Below are 20,179 nucleotides of genomic sequence, written 5' to 3' on the forward strand. Positions count from 1 at the left end.
GCGGCGGCCGCCGCCCCGCGTCGCGCCGACCGGCCCGCCGCGGGATCAGTACAGCCCGGAGGGGATCTCGCCGAGGTGGACGGGGCGCCGTTCACGACGGGAGAGCTCGCAGGCCTCCGCGACGCGCAGCGCCTCCAGCGCCTGGCGGCCGTCGCACGGATTGGGCCGGTCGCCCCGCACCACGTCGAGGAAGGTGTACAGCTCCGCCTGGTAGGCCGGGGCGAACCGCTCCAGGAACCCGGACCACGGCTTCTCCGCCGCGGCCGGGCCACCCGGCCCGGCGGAGAAGAACGGCGTGCGCTCGTCGAGGCCCACCACGATCTGGTCCAGCTCCCCGGCCAGCTCCATCCGCTGGTCGTACCCCGAGCCGTTCAGCCGGGTCCCGGTCACCGTGGCCAGCGTCCCGTCGTCCAGAGTGAGGACCACGGCCGCCGTGTCCACCTCCCCGGCGTCCCGGAACATCGAGGGACCGGCGGCCGACCCGGCGGCGTACACCTCGGCCACCTCGCGGCCGGTCACCCAGCGCAGCGAGTCGAAGTCGTGGATCAGCACGTCCCGGTACAGCCCGCCGGACAGCGCCAGGTGCTCCGCGGGCGGCGGGGCCGGCTCGGCGGACAGCGCCCGCACCGTGTGCAGCCGCCCCAGCCTGCCGTTCCACACCGCCTCCTGCGCGGCCACGTGCGCCGTGTCGAAGCGGCGCTGGAACCCCATCTGCAGCACCGTGCCCGCCGCCTCGACATCGGCGATCGCCTCCAGCGTGGACCGCAGGTCCAGCGCTATCGGCTTCTCGCAGAACGCCGGCAGCCCGTACCGGGCGGCGCGCCGGATCAGGTCGGAGTGCGCCGACGTCGCCGCCGTGATGACCACCGCGTCGACGCCCCAGCTGAAGACCTCGTTCACACCGGGCGCCACCGTCGCCCCCAGCCGCTGGGCGATCTCGTGGGCCCGGTTCTGGTCCGTGTCGGTGACGACCAGGGACCCCACCTCGCTGTGCCGGCTGAGCATGTGGGCGTGCAGGGCCCCGATCCGTCCCGTACCGATGACTCCGATGCGCATGAGGACAAAAAATGGCCCTCACCTGACGTGATGTCAAAGCGCATGTCCGTTTGACCGGACATACGGTTTCACTTCCACCACCGATCGGCTCCGCCCTCCCGCGCCCGGAGACCGGGAGGCCCGATGCCCCTCCGCCGGCCCGTCCGGGCGTCGGCGTGACGCATTCCACGCCTCCGGCGGGAAGGCCCGCGATGCCTCCCCCCGCCGACCTTCCCCCCATCCGGATGTTCGATAATGCTGCGTTCGGGTGCGGCCGCCGGTGGCCGGAGCCCGGTGCCGCACAACGCGGACGAAGATCCGTGGAAACGAGAAGGAAGAAGGTCACGCCTCGTGGGACGGTTTCGGACCTGGGTGGGTATCGCGGTGGCGGGGGCGCTGTGCGTCTCGGTCGCGGGCTGCAGCAGCACCGGCGGCAAGCGCGCCGAGGACGCCCGGAAGGCCTCGGCGTCCCCGGGCAAGGCGGCGGTGAACACTCCCGAGTGGACGTTCGCCATGATCACCCACTCGGGTGACGGCGACACCTTCTGGGACATCGTGCAGAACGGCGCCGAGCAGGCCGCCGCCAAGGACAACATCAACTTCCTCTACTCCCACGACGCCGAGGCGCAGCAGCAGGCCCAGCTGGTGGACGCCGCCGTGGACAAGAAGGTCGACGGCATCATCGTCACCCTCGCCAAGCCGGACGCCATGAAGGCCGCCGTCGACCGCGCCGTGAAGGCCGGCATCCCGGTGATCACGGTCAACTCCGGCTCCGACGTCTCCAAGGACTTCGGCGCCCTCACCCACATCGGCCAGGACGAGACCGTGGCGGGCCGCGCCGTCGGCGAGGAGCTCAACGAGCGCGGGCGCAAGCGGGTCCTGTGCGTCCTGCACGAGCAGGGCAACGTCGGTCACGAGCAGCGGTGCGACGGCGTGAAGGAGACCTTCGACGGCAAGGTCGAGAACCTCTACGTCGAGGGCACCAACATGCCCGACGTCCAGTCCTCCATCGGCGCCAAGCTGCAGGCCGACAAGAAGATCGACGCCATCGTCACCCTGGGCGCCCCGTTCGCCGACACCGCGGCGAAGGCGAAGGCGGAGACCGGCAGCAAGGCCGAGATCGACACCTTCGACCTCAACGGCAAGGTGGCCGCCGGCCTGAAGGACGGCACCCTCGGCTTCGCCGTGGACCAGCAGCCGTACCTGCAGGGCTACCAGGCCGTCGACCTGCTGTGGCTGTACAAGTACAACGCCGACGTCCTTGGCGGCGGCCGGCCCGTCCTGACCGGCCCGCAGATCGTCACCAAGGAGCAGGCCGCCGAGCTGGCCGAGTACGCGGAGCGGGGAACCCGATGAGCACCACCACCCCGGCCGACGCCGCGGTGGACGAACGACTGCTGCGCACCTCGCCGCTGCGGCGGGTGCTCGGCAGGCCCGAGCTGGGCGCCGTGGTCGGCGCCGTCGCCGTTCTCGTCTTCTTCGCCTTCGCCGCCGACAGCTTCCTGACCGGCGCGGGCCTGAGCACCGTCCTCTACGCCGCCTCCACCATCGGCATCATGGCCGTCCCGGTGGCGCTGCTGATGATCGGCGGCGAGTTCGACCTCTCCGCGGGCGTGCTGGTCACCTCGTCGGCGCTGATCTCGTCGATGTTCAGCTACCAGACCACCGCCAACGTCTGGGTCGGCGTCGGCGTCTCCCTGCTGGTGACGCTCGCCGTCGGCGCCTTCAACGGCTTCATGCTGACCCGCACCAAGCTGCCGAGCTTCATCATCACGCTCGGCACCTACCTGATGCTGATCGGCATGAACCTCGGCTTCACCAAGCTGATCAGCGACACGGTCTCCACCCGGTCCATCGCGGACATGGACGGCTTCTCGCAGGCCAAGGCGGTGTTCGCCTCCACGCTCACCGTCGGCGGGATCAACTTCAAGATCACCATCCTGTGGTGGCTGGTGCTGATCGCCGTCGCCTCCTGGATCCTGCTGCGCACCCGGGCAGGCAACTGGATCTTCGCGGTCGGCGGCAACGGGACGGCTGCCCGGGCGGTCGGCGTGCCGGTGCGGGCCACCAAGATCGGCCTGTACATGGGCGTGGCCCTGGCCGCGTGGATCTCCGGCCAGCACCTGCTCTTCAGCTACGACGTCGTCCAGTCCGGCGAGGGCGTCGGCAACGAGCTGATCTACATCATCGCGGCGGTGATCGGCGGCTGTCTGATCACCGGCGGGTACGGGTCCGCCGTCGGCTCCGCGGTCGGCGCCCTCATCTTCGGCATGACCAGCAAGGGCATCGTCTTCGCGGAGTGGAACCCGGACTGGTTCAAGTTCTTCCTCGGGGCGATGCTGCTCCTGGCGACCCTGCTCAACCACTGGGTCCGCAAGCGCGCGGAGGCGACGAAGTGACCACGGCGACCGAACCGACCGCCGAGCGGACCCCCGGGGCGGCCCCCCTGGTCGAGCTCGAAGGGGTCAGCAAGTACTACGGCAACGTGCGCGCCCTGGAGGGCGTCTCCCTCCAGGCCCGGGCGGGTGAGATCACCTGCGTGCTGGGCGACAACGGCGCGGGCAAGTCCACCCTGATCAAGATCATCTCCGGTCTGCACGGCCACGACGCCGGCTCCTTCCGCATCGCGGGCGAGGAGACCCGGCTCGCCGGCCCCCGCGAGGCGCTGGACCGCGGGATCGCCACCGTCTACCAGGACCTGGCGGTCGTCCCGCTGATGCCGGTCTGGCGGAACTTCTTCCTCGGCTCCGAGCCCGTCAAGGGGCGCGGCCCCTTCCGGCGCATGGACGTCGACCTCATGCGCCGCACGGCCCGCGCCGAGCTGCTGCGCATGGGCATCGACCTGCGGGACGTCGACCAGCCCATCGGAACGCTCTCCGGCGGCGAGCGTCAGTGCGTGGCCATCGCCCGCGCCGTGTACTTCGGCGCCAAGGTGCTCGTCCTCGACGAGCCGACCGCGGCGCTGGGCGTCAAGCAGTCGGGTGTGGTTCTCAAATATGTGGCGGCCGCCAGGGACGCCGGGCTGGCTGTTGTGTTCATCACCCACAACCCGCACCACGCCCACCTGGTCGGCGACCGCTTCGTGCTGCTCAAGCGCGGCACCATGGCGGGCCATTACACCCGCGACCGGATCACCCTCGACGAGCTGACCCGGCAGATGGCCGGCGGCGACGAGCTGGAGGACCTGCGGCACGAGTTGGAGCGTCCGGGACCGCCCGCTCCCGGCGGCCCGGAGGCCGTGAAGGGGGCGGACGAGGAGCGCCCGCGGCCGTGACCGGAGCGACAGGACGGACCCGGCTTCCGGGGCCGGTGGGACGGGCGGGACGCCCGGGGCGGACGGGCCGGGTGGAGCGGCGCCATGCGGCGGCTCCTCGGATTGAGGCAGAATCGGCGCGATGAGCACCTACCGCGACCTCGCACTGCCCCGGGCGCTGAACCCGGCCAGGGCGGCCGGAGCCCCCATCGGCTCGCGCCGTACCCCCGTCCTCAGGACGGTCGGCTCCCGGGAACGCCGTTCGCACCTGTCGGCGCCCCGCGTGCCCACGGTCGGGATCGACATCGGCGGTACGAAGGTGATGGCCGGCGTCGTCGACGCCGACGGCAACATCCTGGAGAAGCTCCGGGCCGAGACGCCGGACAAGTCCAAGAGCCCCAAGGTCGTCGAGGACACCATCACCGAGCTGGTCCTGGATCTCTCCGACCGGCACGACGTGCACGCCGTGGGGATCGGCGCGGCCGGCTGGATCGACGCCGACCTCAACCGCGTGCTCTTCGCCCCGCACCTGTCCTGGCGCAACGAGCCGCTGCGCGACCGGCTGGCCGAGCGCCTGTCGGTGCCGGTGCTCGTGGACAACGACGCCAACGCCGCGGCCTGGGCGGAGTGGCGGTTCGGGGCCGGCAAGGGCGAGGACCACCTCGTCATGATCACGCTGGGCACCGGCATCGGCGGCGCCATCCTCGAGGAGGGCCGGGTCAAGCGGGGCAAGTTCGGCGTGGCCGGGGAGTTCGGCCACATGCAGGTGGTCCCCGGCGGGCACCGCTGCCCCTGCGGCAACCGCGGCTGCTGGGAGCAGTACAGCTCCGGCAACGCCCTGGTCCGTGAGGCCCGGGAGCTGGCCGCGGCCGACTCCCCGGTCGCCTTCGGCGTCCTCGAGCACGTCAAGGGCGACATCTCCGCGATCACCGGGCCGATGATCACCGAGCTGGCCCGCGAGGGCGACGCCATGTGCGTCGAGCTGCTCCAGGACATCGGACAGTGGCTCGGCGTCGGCATCGCCAACCTGGCGGCCGCCCTGGATCCCTCCTGCTTCGTGATCGGCGGCGGCGTCTCGGCCGCCGACGACCTGCTGATCGGTCCCGCCCGGGACGCCTTCCGCCGCCAGCTCACCGGCCGCGGCTACCGCCCCGAGGCCCGGATCGCCCGCGCCCAGCTCGGCCCCGAGGCGGGCATGGTCGGCGCCGCCGACCTGTCCCGGCTGGTCGCCCGCCGCTTCCGCCGGGCCAAGCGGCGCCGCACCGAGCGCTTCGAGCGGGTCCCCGACGCGGCCGCCCGCACCTCCGGGGACGGCCTGTGACCGACGCCCGGCCCCCACAGCCCGGCGGTGACGTCGAGCCGTCCCGCCCGGACACGCCCCAGGACCCGCTGCTGCTGGCCGGCGACGACCCGGAGGCCCGCCGCAGGGTGATCCGGCGCCGCGCGCTGACGCTGCTGACCATCGTGTTGCTGATCGGCATCCCGGCCGTCTACCTGATGATCTCCGGCGCCCAGAGCCGGGACAGCGGCAAGGACAAGGAGGCGCGGTACTCCGCGACCGGCCTCACCTGGGGCTGGCCCTCCAAGGTGCAGCGCCGCATCTACCAGGTGCCCATCCCGCACCCGGCGGAGCTGGTCGCCCAGTACGAGACCAACAACTGGCGGACCAGCCGGCTGCACGTCCAGTTCCTGACCACCGACGCGGGCCTGGACACCTTCCTGCGGTCCATGGGCGTCACCCGGGAGGACCTGGTCGAGGACAGGATCACCATCGGCGACCGCGACCGGCGCACCGCCGGGTGGGAGTTCCGCGGAGCGGGCCCCTGGTACGGGCTGACCCACGCCCAGGAGGACCCGCTGCCCACGCAGGACGTGGTCGTCAACATGTCGGATCCGGCTAACCCGATGGTGTACGTGGTTTCTCGCGCAACACCCTGACCTGCGGGTACGTAGGGAGCAGGGGGTCGTTCGCCGCCCGTCGCGGGGCGGTGGACGGCCCTCCTGCCTGTCGGGGGACCGTGGCGCGCGCCGGTTGTCGGAACCCGAACGTAGAGTCGAAAACAGTTGGCGCACGAGCCGGCGAAGGAGCCGGGGCGAACGACCCCGGTGGAGCTCCGGCGAACGGCCCCGCGTCCGGGGCACGGAAGAGGAGGAGGGCAGAGGCATGCACGGCACCGGCACCACCACGGCACTCGCACGCCTGGCCGCGGTCTTCCTCCCCGCCCCCCTTCCCCGCGAGGGGCGCGTCGCCTTCTGGGACCCGGCCGGGGAGCCGCCGCCCGACGGCGCACCCACCACGGAGCTCACCGTGGTCCGGGCCCACGGAGCGGGCGTCCGCCGCCGCACCGTCCCCGCCGTCGTCCTCCCCGTCGTCGCGGCCCTGCCGCTGCTGGTGCGCGCCCGTCAGGACCCGGGAGCCCATCCCGCCACCGCCTGCTGGGGCGCCGCCGCGCTGCACGCCCTGAGACTGGTCGCCCGGGGCCGGCTGCTGCCCGGCCTCACACCCGAGGGGTACGACGCCTGGCGCGCCGGCCCGCTGGAACCCGAGGACGCCGCCCACCTGCGGGCGGTCGCGGCCGCCCTCCCGCCCGAGGGCCACGCCGTCCCGCTGCCCGGCCCCGCCCCGCTGCGGCTGCCCGGCCCCGAGGCGCTGGTCCGCGCCTTCGTCGACGCGGTGGCCGACGCCCTGCCCCGCACCCCCGCCGCCCCGCACGCCGTCGGAGGCCCCTTCGCCGCGCCCGAGGCCCAGCACCTGCCCGGGGCCCACGAATGGGCGGCCGAGGTCGCCTCCGGGATGGACGCCGGGGTCCGCGTCTCGCTGCGCCTGGACCTGTCCGCGTTCAGCCTCTTCGACAGCGGCGACTCCGGCGGCGGAGCCACCGGCCCGGCCGGTGCGGGCCAGGAAGCCGGCGCCGTCACCCGCCGCGCCGGCGCCGCCGTCGTCCAGGTGCACAGCCTCGCCGACCCCACGCTGATGGTCGACGCCGCCGCGCTCTGGGCGGGCGAGGCCCCCGACGCCTTCGGCCCCCGCGCGCGCGTCGACGCCGCGCTCGCGATCCGCCGCGCCGCCCGCGTCTGGCCGCCGCTGGAACGCCTCACCGAGCAGCACGTCCCCGACGTGATGGCCCTGGGCGAGGGCGAGGTCGCCGACCTGCTGGGCGTGGCCGCCTCCCGGCTGGCCGCCGCAGGGGTCACCGTCCACTGGCCCCGGGACCTCGCCCAGGACCTCGCGGCCACCGCCGTGGTCCGCTCCGCCCCGGGTTCCGCCACCGACGGCACCGGGTTCTTCGAGAGCGAGGACCTGCTCCGCTTCCAATGGCAGCTCGCGCTGGGCGGCGAGCCCCTGACCGAGGCCGAGATGGACACCCTGGCCGAGGCGCACCGGCCCGTCGTCCGCCTCCGCGACCGCTGGGTGGTCGTCGACCCCGCGCTGGTCCGCAAGGCCCGCAAGCGCGACCTCGGCCTGCTCGACCCGGTCGACGCGCTCGCCGTGGCCCTCACCGGCTCCGCCGAGGTCGACGGCGAGACGGTCGAGGCGGTTCCGGCCGGAGCCCTCGCCGCCCTGCGGGACCGCCTGGTGGCGGGCCCGCAGCCCGCCTCCCCGCCCCCCGGCCTCGACGCGGAGCTGCGCGACTACCAGCTGCGCGGCCTCGCCTGGCTCGACCTCATGACCTCGCTCGGCCTCGGCGGCTGCCTCGCCGACGACATGGGCCTGGGCAAGACGATCACCCTGATCGCGCTGCACCTGCGGCGCGCCGAGCGCGACCTGGCCGGCGGGGACCCGGTCGACGGTGACCGGGTCGGTGGGGACCGGGTCGACGGTGACCCGGCTGGTGAGGACCGGGGCGGTACGGGCCGGGGCGGTGAGGACCGGGCCGGCGGGAAGCGGGCCGGGCGGCCCACGCTCGTGGTCTGCCCCGCCTCCCTGCTCGGCAACTGGCAGCGCGAGATCCACCGGTTCGCCCCCGGCGTGCCCGTCCGCCGCTTCCACGGCGCCGGGCGCACCCTCGCCGACCTCGACGGCGGCTTCGTCCTCACCACGTACGGCACCATGCGCTCCGCCGCCGAGGAGCTCGCCGAAACGGGGTGGGGGATGGTCGTGGCGGACGAGGCGCAGCACATCAAGAACCCGTACTCGGCGACGGCCCGCGCCCTGCGCACCATTCCCACACCCGCGCGGGTCGCGCTCACCGGCACCCCCGTCGAGAACAACCTCTCCGAGCTGTGGGCGCTGCTCGACTGGACCACGCCCGGTCTGCTGGGGCCCCTGAAGTCCTTCCGCGCTCGGCACGCCCGCGCGGTGGAGGGCGGCGAGGACCCGGACGCCGCGGAGCGGCTCGCCCGCCTGGTCCGGCCCTTCCTGCTGCGCCGCCGCAAGTCCGACCCCGGCATCGTGCCGGAACTGCCGCCGAAGACCGAGACCGACCGCCCGGTTCCGCTCACCCGCGAGCAGGCGTCGCTCTACGAGGCGGTGGTCCGTGAGTCGATGCTGGTCATCGAGGGCAGCGAGGGGATCGCCCGCCGAGGCCTGGTCCTCAAGCTGCTGACCTCGCTCAAGCAGATCTGCGACCATCCCGCGCTCTACCTCAAGGAGGGCGTCTCACCGGACCGGGCCCGCGCCGACCGCTCCGGCAAACTCGCCCTGCTCGACGAGCTGCTGGACACGGTGCTCGCCGAGGACGGATCGATGCTCGTCTTCACGCAGTACGTGGGCATGGCCCGGCTGATCACCGCGCACCTCACCGCCCGGTCCGTGCCCGCCGAGATGCTCCACGGCGGCACCCCCGTCCCCGAGCGCGAGCGGATGGTCGACCGCTTCCAGGACGGCGGCACGCCCGTTCTGGTGCTCTCCCTCAAGGCGGCCGGCACCGGCCTGAACCTCACCCGCGCGGGACACGTGGTGCACTTCGACCGCTGGTGGAATCCGGCGGTGGAGGAGCAGGCCACCGACCGCGCGTACCGCATCGGGCAGACCCAGCCGGTGCAGGTGCACCGGCTGATCACCGAGGGCACGGTGGAGGACCGCATCGCCGAGATGCTCGAGGCGAAGCGGGCGCTGGCGGACGCGATCCTCGGTTCCGGCGAGGCGGCCCTGACCGAGCTCACCGACCGCGAGCTCACCGACCTCGTCTCTCTCCGGAGGCCGGCATGATCGCGCCGCACGTTCCCGACCGCGGCGACGCCGCCGACGACGACCTGGGCCGCACGGGCACGGGAGCCGTCTCGGGGGAGGGCCCGCACGGCGCGGGCGCGGGGGCCGACCCGGGGGAGGGCCCGGGCGGCCGGCCCGACGAGGACGCGACCTCAGGTGACGGGGCGGCCTCCGGCGGTGGCCCGGCTTCCGGCGACGGTCCCGGCCGCCCCGCCACGAGCGGGACCGGCGTCGGCCCCGTGGCCCGGCGCGAGGATGCGCCGGACCCGGATGCGCCGGACCTGGATGCGGCGGACGCAGAGGTGGCGGACCCGGACCCGGCGGGGAACCCGGCAGAGGCGGCGCGGCGTGCGCTGCGGGTGGCGCGGGCGTTGGCGCGCCCCGCGACGCCGGGGGAACGCGGTACCGAGCGTTCCGGCCCGGCCGCGACCCCGGCTCCGGCCGCCGGGGCGAGCCCTTCCGCGGCGGCCCGCGCGGCCATCCGTCGCCGTCCGGCGGCCGCGGACGCCGCGGACGCCGCGGCCGGACGAGGCCAGGGGCCGGGCGAGCACGGTGGGAACGGGGCGGAGGGACCCGTTCGGCCCGGGCCCGCGGAGCGTGCCCGCGAGGCCCTGCGGGCCGCCCGGGCAGCGGAGGCCCGTACGGACAGGGCGGACCCGGCGGAGGCCGCTGCCGCGGGAGCGGGGAACCACCCGGGGGCCGGCGACTCGTCGGCCGCTGACGGCACGAGGTCGGCGTCGCCCGTGAGGAGGCTCGCTGATCCGGGCGCCGCCGTGCCCCGGGACGGTGCGGCTCTGCCCGATCGGTCCGCGGCTGCGGACGGCGTCCCCGCGGACGGCCCCATCGCAGACGGTCCTGCTGAGGACCGCACCCGTGCTGACGGCTTGGCCGAGGGCCGCTCCGCCAAGGTCGGCTCCGCAGAGGACCGCTCGTCCGAGCACGGATTCATCGGGGACCTTCCCGCGGGCGAGGATCTCGCCGAGGACCATGACGTCCCCGCGGGCGAGGCCTCGGCCCGCGATCGGGCGGGCCCCGGCATACCGGCCGGTGAGGCCGAGGAGGGGCACGGGCACGCCGCGCAGCGCGGGGCCGGGCCGCCGCGACTCCCCGTGCAGGACACCCTCCCGCACGACGCTCCCGCGCCCGCGGCCCGGCCCCGCGGTGCGGGTGCCGAGCTCCGCAAGACGTTCGACCGGCTGCCCCCGCGTGAGCAGGGCGCGCCCCTCGCCGGCACGCCCTGGGGGGAGGCATGGATCACCGCGCTCACCGAGCGGGCGCTGGATCCCGCCCGGCTGGCCCGGGGCCGCCGTTACGCCGAGGAGGGCCGGGTCGACTCCGTCACCGTGACGCCCGGGCTCGTCCTCGCGTACGTGCACGGCAGCCGCCCGCGTCCCTACCGCGCCCAGGTCCGGGTCCGCACCCTCGACGAGGACGAGTGGGAGGCCTTCCTGGACGCCGTGGCGGAGCGGCCCGCCCACATCGCCGCGCTGCTCGACCGGCAGCTGCCGGAGGGCCTGATCGAGGGCGGTGTCGGCGCCCCGCTGCTGCCGCGACGGGGAGACCTGCTGCCGTTCTGCGGCTGCCCCGACACCGGCCGCCCGTGCAAGCACGCCGCCGCGCTCTGCTACCAGACCGCCCGGCTCCTCGACGCAGACCCCTTTGCGCTGCTCCTGCTGCGCGGCCGAGGCGAGCAGGAGATCCTCGACGCCCTCTCCCGCCGCAACGCCGCCCACGCCGCCCGGGCCGCGGCCGAGGCGCACGCCGCCCGCCGGAACGCGGCCGGCGGGCGGGACGGGGGAGTGCTCGAGGGCGTCCGGGCCACGGAGGCGCTGGCCCGTGGGGCGTCGGGGCTGCCGCCCCTCCCCGCTCCGCTGCCGCCGCCCTCGCACTCCGGCCATCCGCCCGCCTACCCCGCGGCCCCGGGCGGCCCCGACCCCTACGCGCTGGACCAGCTGGCCACGCACGCCGCCGCCCGCGCCCTCGCCCTGCTCACCACCGGCGAGGACCCGGTGGGCGAGCTGACCCTCTGGGAGGACGCCGTGCGCATCGCGGCGGCCCGTCCCGGTTCGGGGCTGACCGCCACGACCCGCACCCTCTACTCGTCCCTCGCCGCGGCGTCCGGCCGCACTCCCGTCGACCTGGCGCGCGCGGTCGCCGCCTGGCGGCAGGGCGGCCTCGCGGGCCTGGCCGTGCTGGAGGGCGAGCCGTGGAACCCGCCGGCCGGCCGTTTCGACCGCGCCCGCCCCCTGCTGACGGCCGCCGGGCTGCCGCCGTTCCGCCCCTGGCGCAACCGCCTCACCCACCCGGTGGGGCACGCCCAGCTCCGGCTCGGCCAGGACAACCTCTGGTACGCCTACGAGTCGGAACCCGGCGCGGACGACTGGTGGCCGCGCGGCGCCGCCGATCCGGATCCGGTCGGCGCGCTCACGGCCCTCGGCCCCGCACTCGACCCGGCCGAACTCCCCCCGGACCCGCCACTCGGCTGACGTCCCGTCGTCGGACGGCGTGTCACCGTGGATTCACCGCCTCACCCGCCCTGGACCAGCCGGGCCAACTCGCCGACCGCGGTCGCCAGCGGGACCACCGGCTCGGCGATGGCGGTCAGACGGTCCAGGGCCCGGCGCAGCACCCCCGGCTGCGGTTCGCTCTCCGCGAGCTCCTCGCGGAGCCTGCGCAGCTCCACCCGCGGTGCGCCGGTGTCCGCGAGCTCGTCCTGGTGCTGGTCCAGCAGCAGTTCGATGCGGGTGAGCAGCTCCTCCACCCGGGCCGACTGCTCGCCGGTGAAGGCCGCACCGACGGCCACCTGCCCCGCCTCGGCGCGCGCGCCCTGCCCGACGGCCTGGTTGCCCACCTGGCTGTGGCCCCCGTACTGCTGGATCCCGTGGTTCACCTGACCGGCCCGGTCCTGCCCTTTCTCCCGTGCGTGAGCCTGCGTCTGCGCCTGTGCCTGCGCCTGAATCTGCCGGATCTGATCGTTCTCCTGGTCGGACACGACTCTCCCTCCCTACGTCTCGCCCGCCTGCGTCTCGCCGTACGTCCGGCGATCGCGTGTCCTACCCCCGTGCCGGCCCGCCGGCGCCACCGGCCGGGCCCGCTCCCGACCCCGTCGCCGCTCCCGCGCCCGTCCGCGGCCCCGGCGCCTGGGCGTTCGCCGTACCGGCCCGTGCCTGGGCGCCCTGTCCGACGGCCTGGTTGCCGACCACGCTCACCCCGCCGGTTTGGAGGACCCCATGGTTGAGGATGGTCTGCGCCTGGCTGCGGAAGTCCTCGGTGCTGACGCCGCGTTCGTCCAGGAAGTCCCGCACCGCCGCCAGGGTGTGCCGGTCCAGCGAGGCGAGGGCCTCCTCCGCGTCGGCCCGCTGGAAGTGGTTGAGGTACTCCCCGCCCTGCCCCAGCTCCCGGACGCTCAGCCGGGCCCCGCGGTCGAAGGCCGGGTCGGTCACCGCCGCGCCCCGGTCACGGTCCAGGCGCCGGGCGCGCCGCCGGCCCTCGAAGGCGTGGTCGAGGAACGATCCGACGGCGCCCCCCGGTACCCCGCCGGTCCGGCGCAGCGCCCGCACCAGCAGCGTGCCCCGGAACAGTTCGGGGGGAACGGCGCCCCGCAGGTCGATCTCGTGGGCGTCGCGCCGGACGGGTGCCAGCACGTACCGCTCGCAGCGCAGGTGGAGCGTCCGGTCGGCCACCGAGACGTGCAGCAGGTGACTGGGCACCACCTCTCCTCCCCACAGCGGGACATGGGCGGTCAGGCAGTGCCGGGCCGGGCCGGCCGGCGTGCGCGCGATGTCACGCACGGCGTCCGGCCCGAGCCGGGCGGCCGGGGCGCGCATGAGGTCCGGCAGCAGGTCGGCATGCCCCTCCAGCTCGGTGCCCGCGAGGAACACCCGGTCCTTCACCACCGCGCCTGCCGCGCCCGCCGTCTCCGTCAGACGGACCCTCAGCCGCTCCACCACGTCCCAGGCTTCGAACGCGTCGACGGCCTCGCCCGGGGAGGCGGGCAGCAGCGGGACGGAGAACGCCCACTGCGAGTCCCGGGAGCCCCACCCGACGTACGGGTCGAAGCCGCTGTACACCGTGACGTTGCCGTGCTGCGCCTCCGCCACCGCCTCGACGCGTGCGGCCAGGTGCGGGTCGGGCCAGGGGAGGGGCGCGGAGCGCGGGTCGAAGGTGTCGCGGAGCAGGCTCGCCCGCAGCCGGACGTCGAGCTCCTCCTCGTCGCGGAGCAGCACCCGGAACGCCACCAGGCCGCCCGCCACCACGGCGAGCAGGGGCGGGACGCCTCCCAGGTAGCCGCCCACCAGCCAGGCCGCGAAGCCGGGGAGCGGGAGGGCGGAGAGGCCCAGCCCGAGCAGCACTCCCACGACGAGCAGGGCCGCGGCGGTGCCGACGAGGCCGCGCAAGGTCGCGCGGACGTCGGGCAGTTCATTGCCCCGGGCCGACCACAGGTCCGCCCGCGCGGCCCGTCCGCGGCGTGCGCCGCGCGCCGGAGCGGCGCCCAGGGCGCGGAAGGCGAATGCCGCGAAGAGCAGCCACAGCGGGCCGAGGACGCCGATCAGGCACCAGACGGCCGCCAGCCGTCGGCTCAGCGCCGCGTGCCGGCGGCGGGCGGCGAGCGCGTGCCGCACGACCGGCACCAGGTCCACGCCGGGGGACGGGGCGACGGCGCCGAGTTCGTCGTCCAGCACCCCGTCCACCACCCGGCGGGCGAAGTCGGGGTCGAGATGGGCCAGGGCGCACAGGTACCGGGTGGCGTCCCCCGGCACGCTGCCGCCGGCCACCACGCCGCCGGGCAGGCCGGCCGACGAGGACAGGACGGAGAGGCGCATCTGTCTGCTCCGTTCTCGCACGAATCTCGGTGCGACGGGGTGGGCCGCCGGATCGGGTACGGGGGCGGACGAACGGGGCCGGGCGGCGGCGACGGCCGCCAGGAAGAGGCCGAGCAGGAGACCGAAGAGCAGTCCGTCCACCAGGAAGTTCAGGAAGACCTGCTCGGGACCGAGGCCCAGGACCCAGGTGGAGCCGTCCCTGGTGAGCAGCGACAGCCAGGAGACGACCGAGGCGACGAGGGAGAGGGCGATCGCCAGGCCCAGGGCGGCAGCCCACCGCACGCGTGCCGGCGCGGCGCCGCCCAGGACGCGGGGCACGAGCAGGATGATCCCCACCACCATGGTGACCAGGAACGTGCGCCCGGCGAGGGAGTACGCCTGGTCCCACTCGTCGGGGCCAGGTGACAGGTCCCACCGGACGGACAGCAGCGCCCTGCTCAGTAGCGCCGGGACCGGTTCGTCGGGCGGGAGCTCCATCAGTGGGTCCGCCACCCACGGGCTTCCCAGCACCACCAGTCCCGCGCACAGCAGGGCGGCCGCACCCCTTCTCACTCCGGCCCCATGTCTTCGCCTCCGGAACGCACGGAACGTATTCGGGAGCCGAACTGTAGAACGAATGGCGACGCTCCGTCAGCGGGACGGCACAACTCGTGGCCGACGGCCGGTCCGGGCAGGGCCCGAGGACCCCGGACGCGGGCCGTCGTGACGGCCGTGTGGCAGTCGTGTTGCAGCCCCGCCGGAACCGTGGAGTCGGCGTCGATCGCGTGATCGAATTCCCTCATGCCGTTCGCCCGTGCGGGCCGGCCCGTGCCGCTCGACGCCTTCTGGCCGACGCGCCGCGCCGACCACTTCGACCAGATCTGTCGCTGAGCCCCGACCTCCGTCGCGACTCCGCGCAGAGTCTGCGCACGACCGCGAACGCCTCCTCCCGGACCACCGGCCACCCGCCGGCCGGCCCGGACGCCGTCCCCGCCCGCACGCGCCCGAACGGCGCGGCCCCGCGCGAACGGCCCAGGCCTCTTCCCTCCGTCGGCCGGCACCCCGTCCGGCCGCGCGGATCGCGTCGCGCAGCCCGGCGGACCGTCGGGGTGCGTGCGCGGCCTTCCGTTTCCCGCCCGCACCCCGCCGTGCGCTGTCCGGCACACCCGGCCACCCCGCCACCCAGCCATGTCGGCACCCCGCCGCGCGCCGTCCGGCACACCCTGCCGCATCGCCACCCTGGCACGCCGGCACCCCACCACCTCGCGCCGCCGACACCCCGCACCCGGCATCACTCGGCACTCCCCCCACCCTTCATCCCGCCCCACCCCCACCCCACACACCGCACACCGCAGCCCCCCGGCAGCCCCCGCACCCCTCCGGCCGTCCAGCGGCCCGCCCGTCGAAAGGTCCCTCCATGAGCACGACGCCCCGCACCGGCCTCTCCCGAAGAGCGCTGCTGGCCGGCGCGGCCGCATCGGCGGTCGCCGCCCTGGCCACGGCGACGACCCGTCCCGCCTCCGCGATCACCGAGGCGTCCGAGGCGGCGGCGGACGCGGCCGCCGGCCGCAGGGCGCCGAACATCCTGCTGATCCTGCTCGACGACCTCGGCAGCGGCGAACTCGGCTCCTACGGCCAGCGGACCATCCGCACCCCGGTGCTCGACGACCTCGCTGCCCAGGGCGCCCGCTTCACCCAGGCCTACGCCGCGCCGTCCTGCGCGCCCACCCGCGCCTCCCTGCTGACCGGACTGCACACCGGCCACGCGACGGTGAAGGCCAACAGCGACGCGGGCAAGGGACTCCGGGCCGAGGACGTCACGGTCGGCGAGGTGCTCCGCGACGCCGGCTACACCACGGGGATCATCGGCAAGTGGGGCCTGGGCCCGGACAACGGCGACAACCCGAGCCACCCCAACCGCCAGGGCTTCGACCACTTCTTCGGCTACATCAACCAGACGCACGCCCACGACTACTGGCCCACCTACCTCTGGCGCGACGGCGCCAAGGTCCGCTTCCCGGAGAACGCGGACGCCGACGTCACCTACGCCACCGACCTGTTCACCCAGGAGGCGCTGGACTTCATCGAGCGCAACCAGGACGAGCCGTTCTTCCTCAACCTCGCCTACACCACGCCGCACGCCCCGAACGAGATCCCCAGCGACGCCCCGTACAGCGACGAGGACTGGCCCCAGGGCGAACGCAACCACGCCGCCCAGATCACCCACGTCGACGCGGAGATCGGCCGGGTCCTGTCCCGGCTGGACGAACTCGGCCTCGCCGGGAACACCCTCGTGTTGGTGGCGAGTGACAACGGACCGCACACGGCGGGCGCCAACTTCGAGCACGTCGGCAGCACGCTGCCGCACGACCCGGAGTTCTTCGACAGCAACGGCCCTCTGCGCGGCGTCAAGTTCACCGTGTACGAGGGAGGCATCCGGATCCCGCTGATCGTCCGGCTGCCCGAGGCGCTGCGGGCCGACGGCGGCGTCGCGCCGGGCTCCGTCGTGCACGACCCGGTCGCGGTCTGGGACTTCCTCCCGACGTTCGCCGAGGTGGCCGGGGCGCCGGTCCCGCCCGCGCTGGACGGGATCTCCTTCGTGCCCGCCCTGACCGGCCGCGAACAGCCCGCGCACGACTACCTGTTCTGGGAGCACGACCGCAAGGACCAGGCCGTGCGGTTCGGCAACTGGAAGGCCGTGCGGCCCAAGGGCGGACCGGTCGAGCTCTACCACCTGAACCAGGACGCCGGCGAGAGCACCGATCTCGCGGCCCGGCACCCCGCGCTCGTCCGCAAGGCGGAGCGCCTGCTCGCCGACGCGGTGGCGGGAGGCTGACCGTGAGCTGCTGCGCACCCTCGGCGGGAAGCCACAGCCAGAACGCCGGCCCCGGTCACGGCCACGGGTCGTGCGGCGCACCGCAGGCCGACGGCGGCCCGCTGATCGACACCGTCACGGTCGGGCCTCCCGGCCCCTTCCGCCCCGCGCCGGCGGACCGCACCACCCGGGGCCAGGTGCGCCTGGGGGGCGGCACGTTCGCGATGGGCGACGCCCACGGCGAGGGGTACGCCGCCGATGGCGAGGGACCCGTGCACGCGGTGCGGCTGCCGTCCTTCCTGATCGACGCGACCACGGTCACCAACGCCGCGTTCGCCGCGTTCGTGAAGGACACCGGATACGTCACCGACGCCGAACGGCTCGGCGTCTCGGCCGTCTTCCACCTCGCGGTCCGGGCCGACCGCGCCGACGTGCTCGGGCAGGCCGCGGGCGCCCCGTGGTGGATGACCGTGCGGGGCGCCTCCTGGCGGCGGCCCGCCGGACCGCTGTCCTCGGTCGCCGGGCTGCAGAACCACCCGGTGACACAGGTCAGCTGGAACGACGCGCAGGCCTACTGCGCCTGGGCGGGCAAGCGGCTGCCCACCGAGGCGGAGTGGGAGTTCGCCGCCCGCGGAGGTCTCGAAGGCGCCAGGTTCCCCTGGGGGAACGAGCTGAATCCGCGCGGCCGCTGGATGTGCAACATCTGGCAGGGCACCTTCCCCACCCACAACACCGCCGAGGACGGCCACGTCACGACCGCGCCGGTGAAGTCCTACCGGCCCAACGCCTACGGGCTGTGGAACATGGTCGGCAACGTCTGGGAATGGTGCGCCGACACCTTCGCGGCCGACGCCTACGCGGACCGTGCCGCCCCGACGCCCGTGGACGACCCCCGGGGCCCCTGGCACGACCCCGGCCGCTCGGCGCCCCGTGTCATGCGGGGCGGCTCCTACCTGTGCCACGACTCTTACTGCTACCGCTACCGGGTCGCCGCCCGGTCCGCCAACACCGCCGACTCGGCCACCGGGAACATCGGCTTCCGCTGCGCCAACGACTCCCCGGACCAACCCGTGCACCCCCTCACCCCCGAGGACCCGTCATGAGACACCGCCATTTCCGGCGCCTGGGCCTGCTCGCGCTCCCGGTCGCCCTCACCCTGACCGCCGCCGGTCCGCCGGCCACCGCCCCGGAGGCGGCCGGAGCACGACAGCCGGGGGGCGAACGCCCGAACATCGTGTTCGTGCTCGGCGACGACTTCGGCTGGACCGACCTGAGCAGCCCGCTGACCAACCAGGGCAACCCGAACGACTTCTACGAGACGCCGACCCTGGAGCGGCTCGCCCAGGAGGGAGCCGCGTTCGACAACGCCTACGCCTCCCCGAACTGCGCGCCGACCCGCGCGGCCCTGCTCACCGGCCTCTACGCCCCGCGGCCCACCAACAACATCTACCTCGTCGACGACCTCAACCGCGGCGGGGACGACACCCTGCTGGTCGGGCCCCCGCAGGGCCTGCCCGACGAGGACGTCGCGCTGCCCGCCGAGGCGGTCACCGTCGGCGAACGGCTCCAGGGCGCCGGCTACACCACCGGTTACCTGGGCAAGTTCCACGTCGCGGCGACCCCGTCCGACATCACCGCGCTGCACGGCTTCGACGAGAACGTCGGCGGCACCCACGCCGGCGCCCCCGGCGCCTACCACGCGCAGAACGGCAGGTTCGTCCAGCAGATCGGGCCGGAGCTGGACGCCTTCGCCGCCGACTACACGCAGCGGTACGTCGACGAGAACATCAAGCCCTACGCCCACGGCACCGACCCCGCCGCCGTCGACGCCCTCGTCGGCACCGACAAGCACGTCTCGGACGCGCTGGCGGACGCCACGATCGACTTCGTGGACCGCAACAAGGCCCAGCCGTTCTTCGCCTTCCTCAGTCCCTACGCCGTCCACACGCCGGTGGGGGACAAGCAGGCGCGCGCCGACCTGCTCGCCAAGTACCGGGCCAAGGCGCCGGGGACCGGCCCGTCCGACCCCGCCTACGGGGCCCTCGTCGAAGGGCTCGACCAGAGCGTGGCCCGGGTGGTCGAGCACCTGGAGACCACCGCCGACCCCCGGCGTCCGGGCCACGTCCTGGCCGACAACACGGTCGTCGTCTTCACCGGCGACAACGGCGGGGTCGGACGGTTCACCGACAACGGCCCGCTGCGCGGCGAGAAGGGGGAGCTGAGGGAAGGCGGCCTGCGCGTTCCGCTCATCGCCTGGAGCGGCGACCCGGACCTGGTGCGCGGGCACACCGTGCACCACACGCCGGTCTACAGCGCCGACCTGCACACCACCTTCTCCGCCCTGGGCGGCGCGGACGTCCCGGCGGACCAGCCGCTGGACGGCGCCGACCTGAGCGGGCTGCTCTCCGACGCGACCGGGGCCCCGGACCGGGACGCCCTCTACTGGCACCTGCCCGGATACCTCGTCGACGAGGCCCGCGACCAGCATCCGCAGTCGGTGGTCCGGTCCGGCCGCTGGAAGCTGATCTACGACTACGAGAGCCGCCGCTGGGAGTTGTACGACGTGGTCGCCGACATCGGCGAGCAGGACGACCTGGCCGCCCGCGAGCCGCAGGTGGTCCACCGGCTGGGGCACAAGCTGATCCGCTGGCTGGACCGGCTCGACGCCCCGCTGGCCACCCTCCGCGAGGGCCACGCCCCGCTGACCTTCACGGTCACCGGCGAGACCTACGCCGACGGCCACGTCTCCCGGCACCGGGCGCAGACGCTGGTCGTCGCACCGGGGGAGGAGGTACCGGTGGTCCTCGAGGGCCCCGCCGCCCACTGAGCGACGCCGAAGGGGGCCGGGCACAACCGCCCGGCCCCCCTCGGCCCGGCCCCCCTCGGCAGGGCCTGCTCCCTCGGCCCGGCCCCCCTCGGCAAGGCCTGCTCCCTCGGCCAGGGCCTGGCCCCCCTGGGCCTGCCCCCTCGGCCAGGGCCTGGCCCCCTGTTCCTGCCCCCTCGGCCAAGGCCCGCCTTCCTCGGCCGGGGCCCGCCTCCTCGGCCAGGCACGGCCCCCTCGGTGGGCCCCTCCTCCCTCGGCCGACGCCCCTCCCCGTGGCCCGCGCCCCCGACCACGGCCC

At 74.9% G+C, this 20,179-nt stretch carries 13 protein-coding genes; 10 read left to right on the forward strand and 3 right to left on the reverse strand.

Translation table 11 applies throughout. From position 1 onward, the window contains the following. Positions 1–45: 45 nt before the first annotated feature. On the reverse strand, positions 46–1,056 hold the full coding sequence (locus tag ACFRAV_RS01145) for a Gfo/Idh/MocA family oxidoreductase (protein WP_382550216.1): 1,011 nt from the start codon (positions 1,054–1,056) through the stop codon (positions 46–48). 330 nt (positions 1,057–1,386) lie between these two features. On the opposite strand from ACFRAV_RS01145, the gene ACFRAV_RS01150 reads away from it, so the two are divergent. The 7 genes from ACFRAV_RS01150 to ACFRAV_RS01180 all read left to right on the forward strand — a co-directional run bounded on the left by ACFRAV_RS01150 (position 1,387) and on the right by ACFRAV_RS01180 (position 11,926). Further along, positions 1,387–2,391, forward strand: coding sequence for a sugar ABC transporter substrate-binding protein (locus tag ACFRAV_RS01150; RefSeq protein WP_382550218.1), 1,005 nt, complete (start codon positions 1,387–1,389; stop codon positions 2,389–2,391). Further along, the gene (locus ACFRAV_RS01155; RefSeq protein WP_382550220.1) at positions 2,388–3,434 is read left to right on the forward strand and encodes an ABC transporter permease; all 1,047 of its coding nucleotides are present in this window, start codon (positions 2,388–2,390) and stop codon (positions 3,432–3,434) included. The genes ACFRAV_RS01150 and ACFRAV_RS01155 overlap by 4 nt, the downstream gene beginning before the upstream one ends. Next, entirely contained in the window at positions 3,431–4,309 is an 879-nt protein-coding gene (locus tag ACFRAV_RS01160) for an ATP-binding cassette domain-containing protein (protein WP_382550223.1), read from the forward strand. The genes ACFRAV_RS01155 and ACFRAV_RS01160 overlap by 4 nt, the downstream gene beginning before the upstream one ends. Positions 4,310–4,430: 121 nt before the next feature. Beyond that, a complete protein-coding gene (locus ACFRAV_RS01165) occupies positions 4,431–5,609 on the forward strand; it encodes an ROK family glucokinase (RefSeq protein WP_382550225.1) in 1,179 nt (392 codons plus the stop codon). Then, positions 5,606–6,226, forward strand: coding sequence for a sugar kinase (locus ACFRAV_RS01170; protein WP_382550227.1), 621 nt, complete (start codon positions 5,606–5,608; stop codon positions 6,224–6,226). Before ACFRAV_RS01165 ends, ACFRAV_RS01170 begins: the two co-directional genes overlap by 4 nt. Before the next feature lie 226 nt (positions 6,227–6,452). Continuing rightward, positions 6,453–9,440, forward strand: a complete 2,988-nt coding sequence (locus ACFRAV_RS01175; RefSeq protein ID WP_382550229.1) for an SNF2-related protein — start codon at positions 6,453–6,455, stop codon at positions 9,438–9,440. Positions 9,441–10,324: 884 nt separating this feature from the next. Next, on the forward strand, positions 10,325–11,926 hold the full coding sequence (locus tag ACFRAV_RS01180) for an SWIM zinc finger family protein (RefSeq protein WP_382550231.1): 1,602 nt from the start codon (positions 10,325–10,327) through the stop codon (positions 11,924–11,926). A gap of 41 nt (positions 11,927–11,967) precedes the next feature. Here the strand turns inward: ACFRAV_RS01180 and ACFRAV_RS01185 are convergent, their stop codons facing one another. Both ACFRAV_RS01185 and ACFRAV_RS01190 read right to left on the reverse strand, forming a co-directional pair. After that, a complete protein-coding gene (locus tag ACFRAV_RS01185; protein ID WP_382550233.1) occupies positions 11,968–12,432 on the reverse strand; it encodes a hypothetical protein in 465 nt (154 codons plus the stop codon). 61 nt (positions 12,433–12,493) lie between these two features. Beyond that, on the reverse strand, positions 12,494–14,815 hold the full coding sequence (locus ACFRAV_RS01190; protein WP_382550235.1) for a hypothetical protein: 2,322 nt from the start codon (positions 14,813–14,815) through the stop codon (positions 12,494–12,496). Positions 14,816–15,659: 844 nt separating this feature from the next. Between ACFRAV_RS01190 and ACFRAV_RS01195 the strand changes: the two genes are divergently transcribed. From ACFRAV_RS01195 to ACFRAV_RS01205, 3 genes are all read left to right on the forward strand, one after another. Further along, entirely contained in the window at positions 15,660–17,078 is a 1,419-nt protein-coding gene (locus ACFRAV_RS01195; RefSeq protein ID WP_382550237.1) for an arylsulfatase, read from the forward strand. 101 nt (positions 17,079–17,179) lie between these two features. Continuing rightward, on the forward strand, positions 17,180–18,160 hold the full coding sequence (locus tag ACFRAV_RS01200) for a formylglycine-generating enzyme family protein (RefSeq protein WP_382550275.1): 981 nt from the start codon (positions 17,180–17,182) through the stop codon (positions 18,158–18,160). After that, a complete protein-coding gene (locus ACFRAV_RS01205) occupies positions 18,157–19,884 on the forward strand; it encodes a sulfatase (RefSeq protein ID WP_382550239.1) in 1,728 nt (575 codons plus the stop codon). Before ACFRAV_RS01200 ends, ACFRAV_RS01205 begins: the two co-directional genes overlap by 4 nt. The last annotated feature ends 295 nt before the right edge of the window (positions 19,885–20,179 follow it).

The sequence above is a fragment of the Streptomyces sp. NPDC056600 genome (assembly GCF_042792855.1).
Taxonomy (GTDB): Bacteria; Actinomycetota; Actinomycetes; order Streptomycetales; family Streptomycetaceae; genus Streptomyces.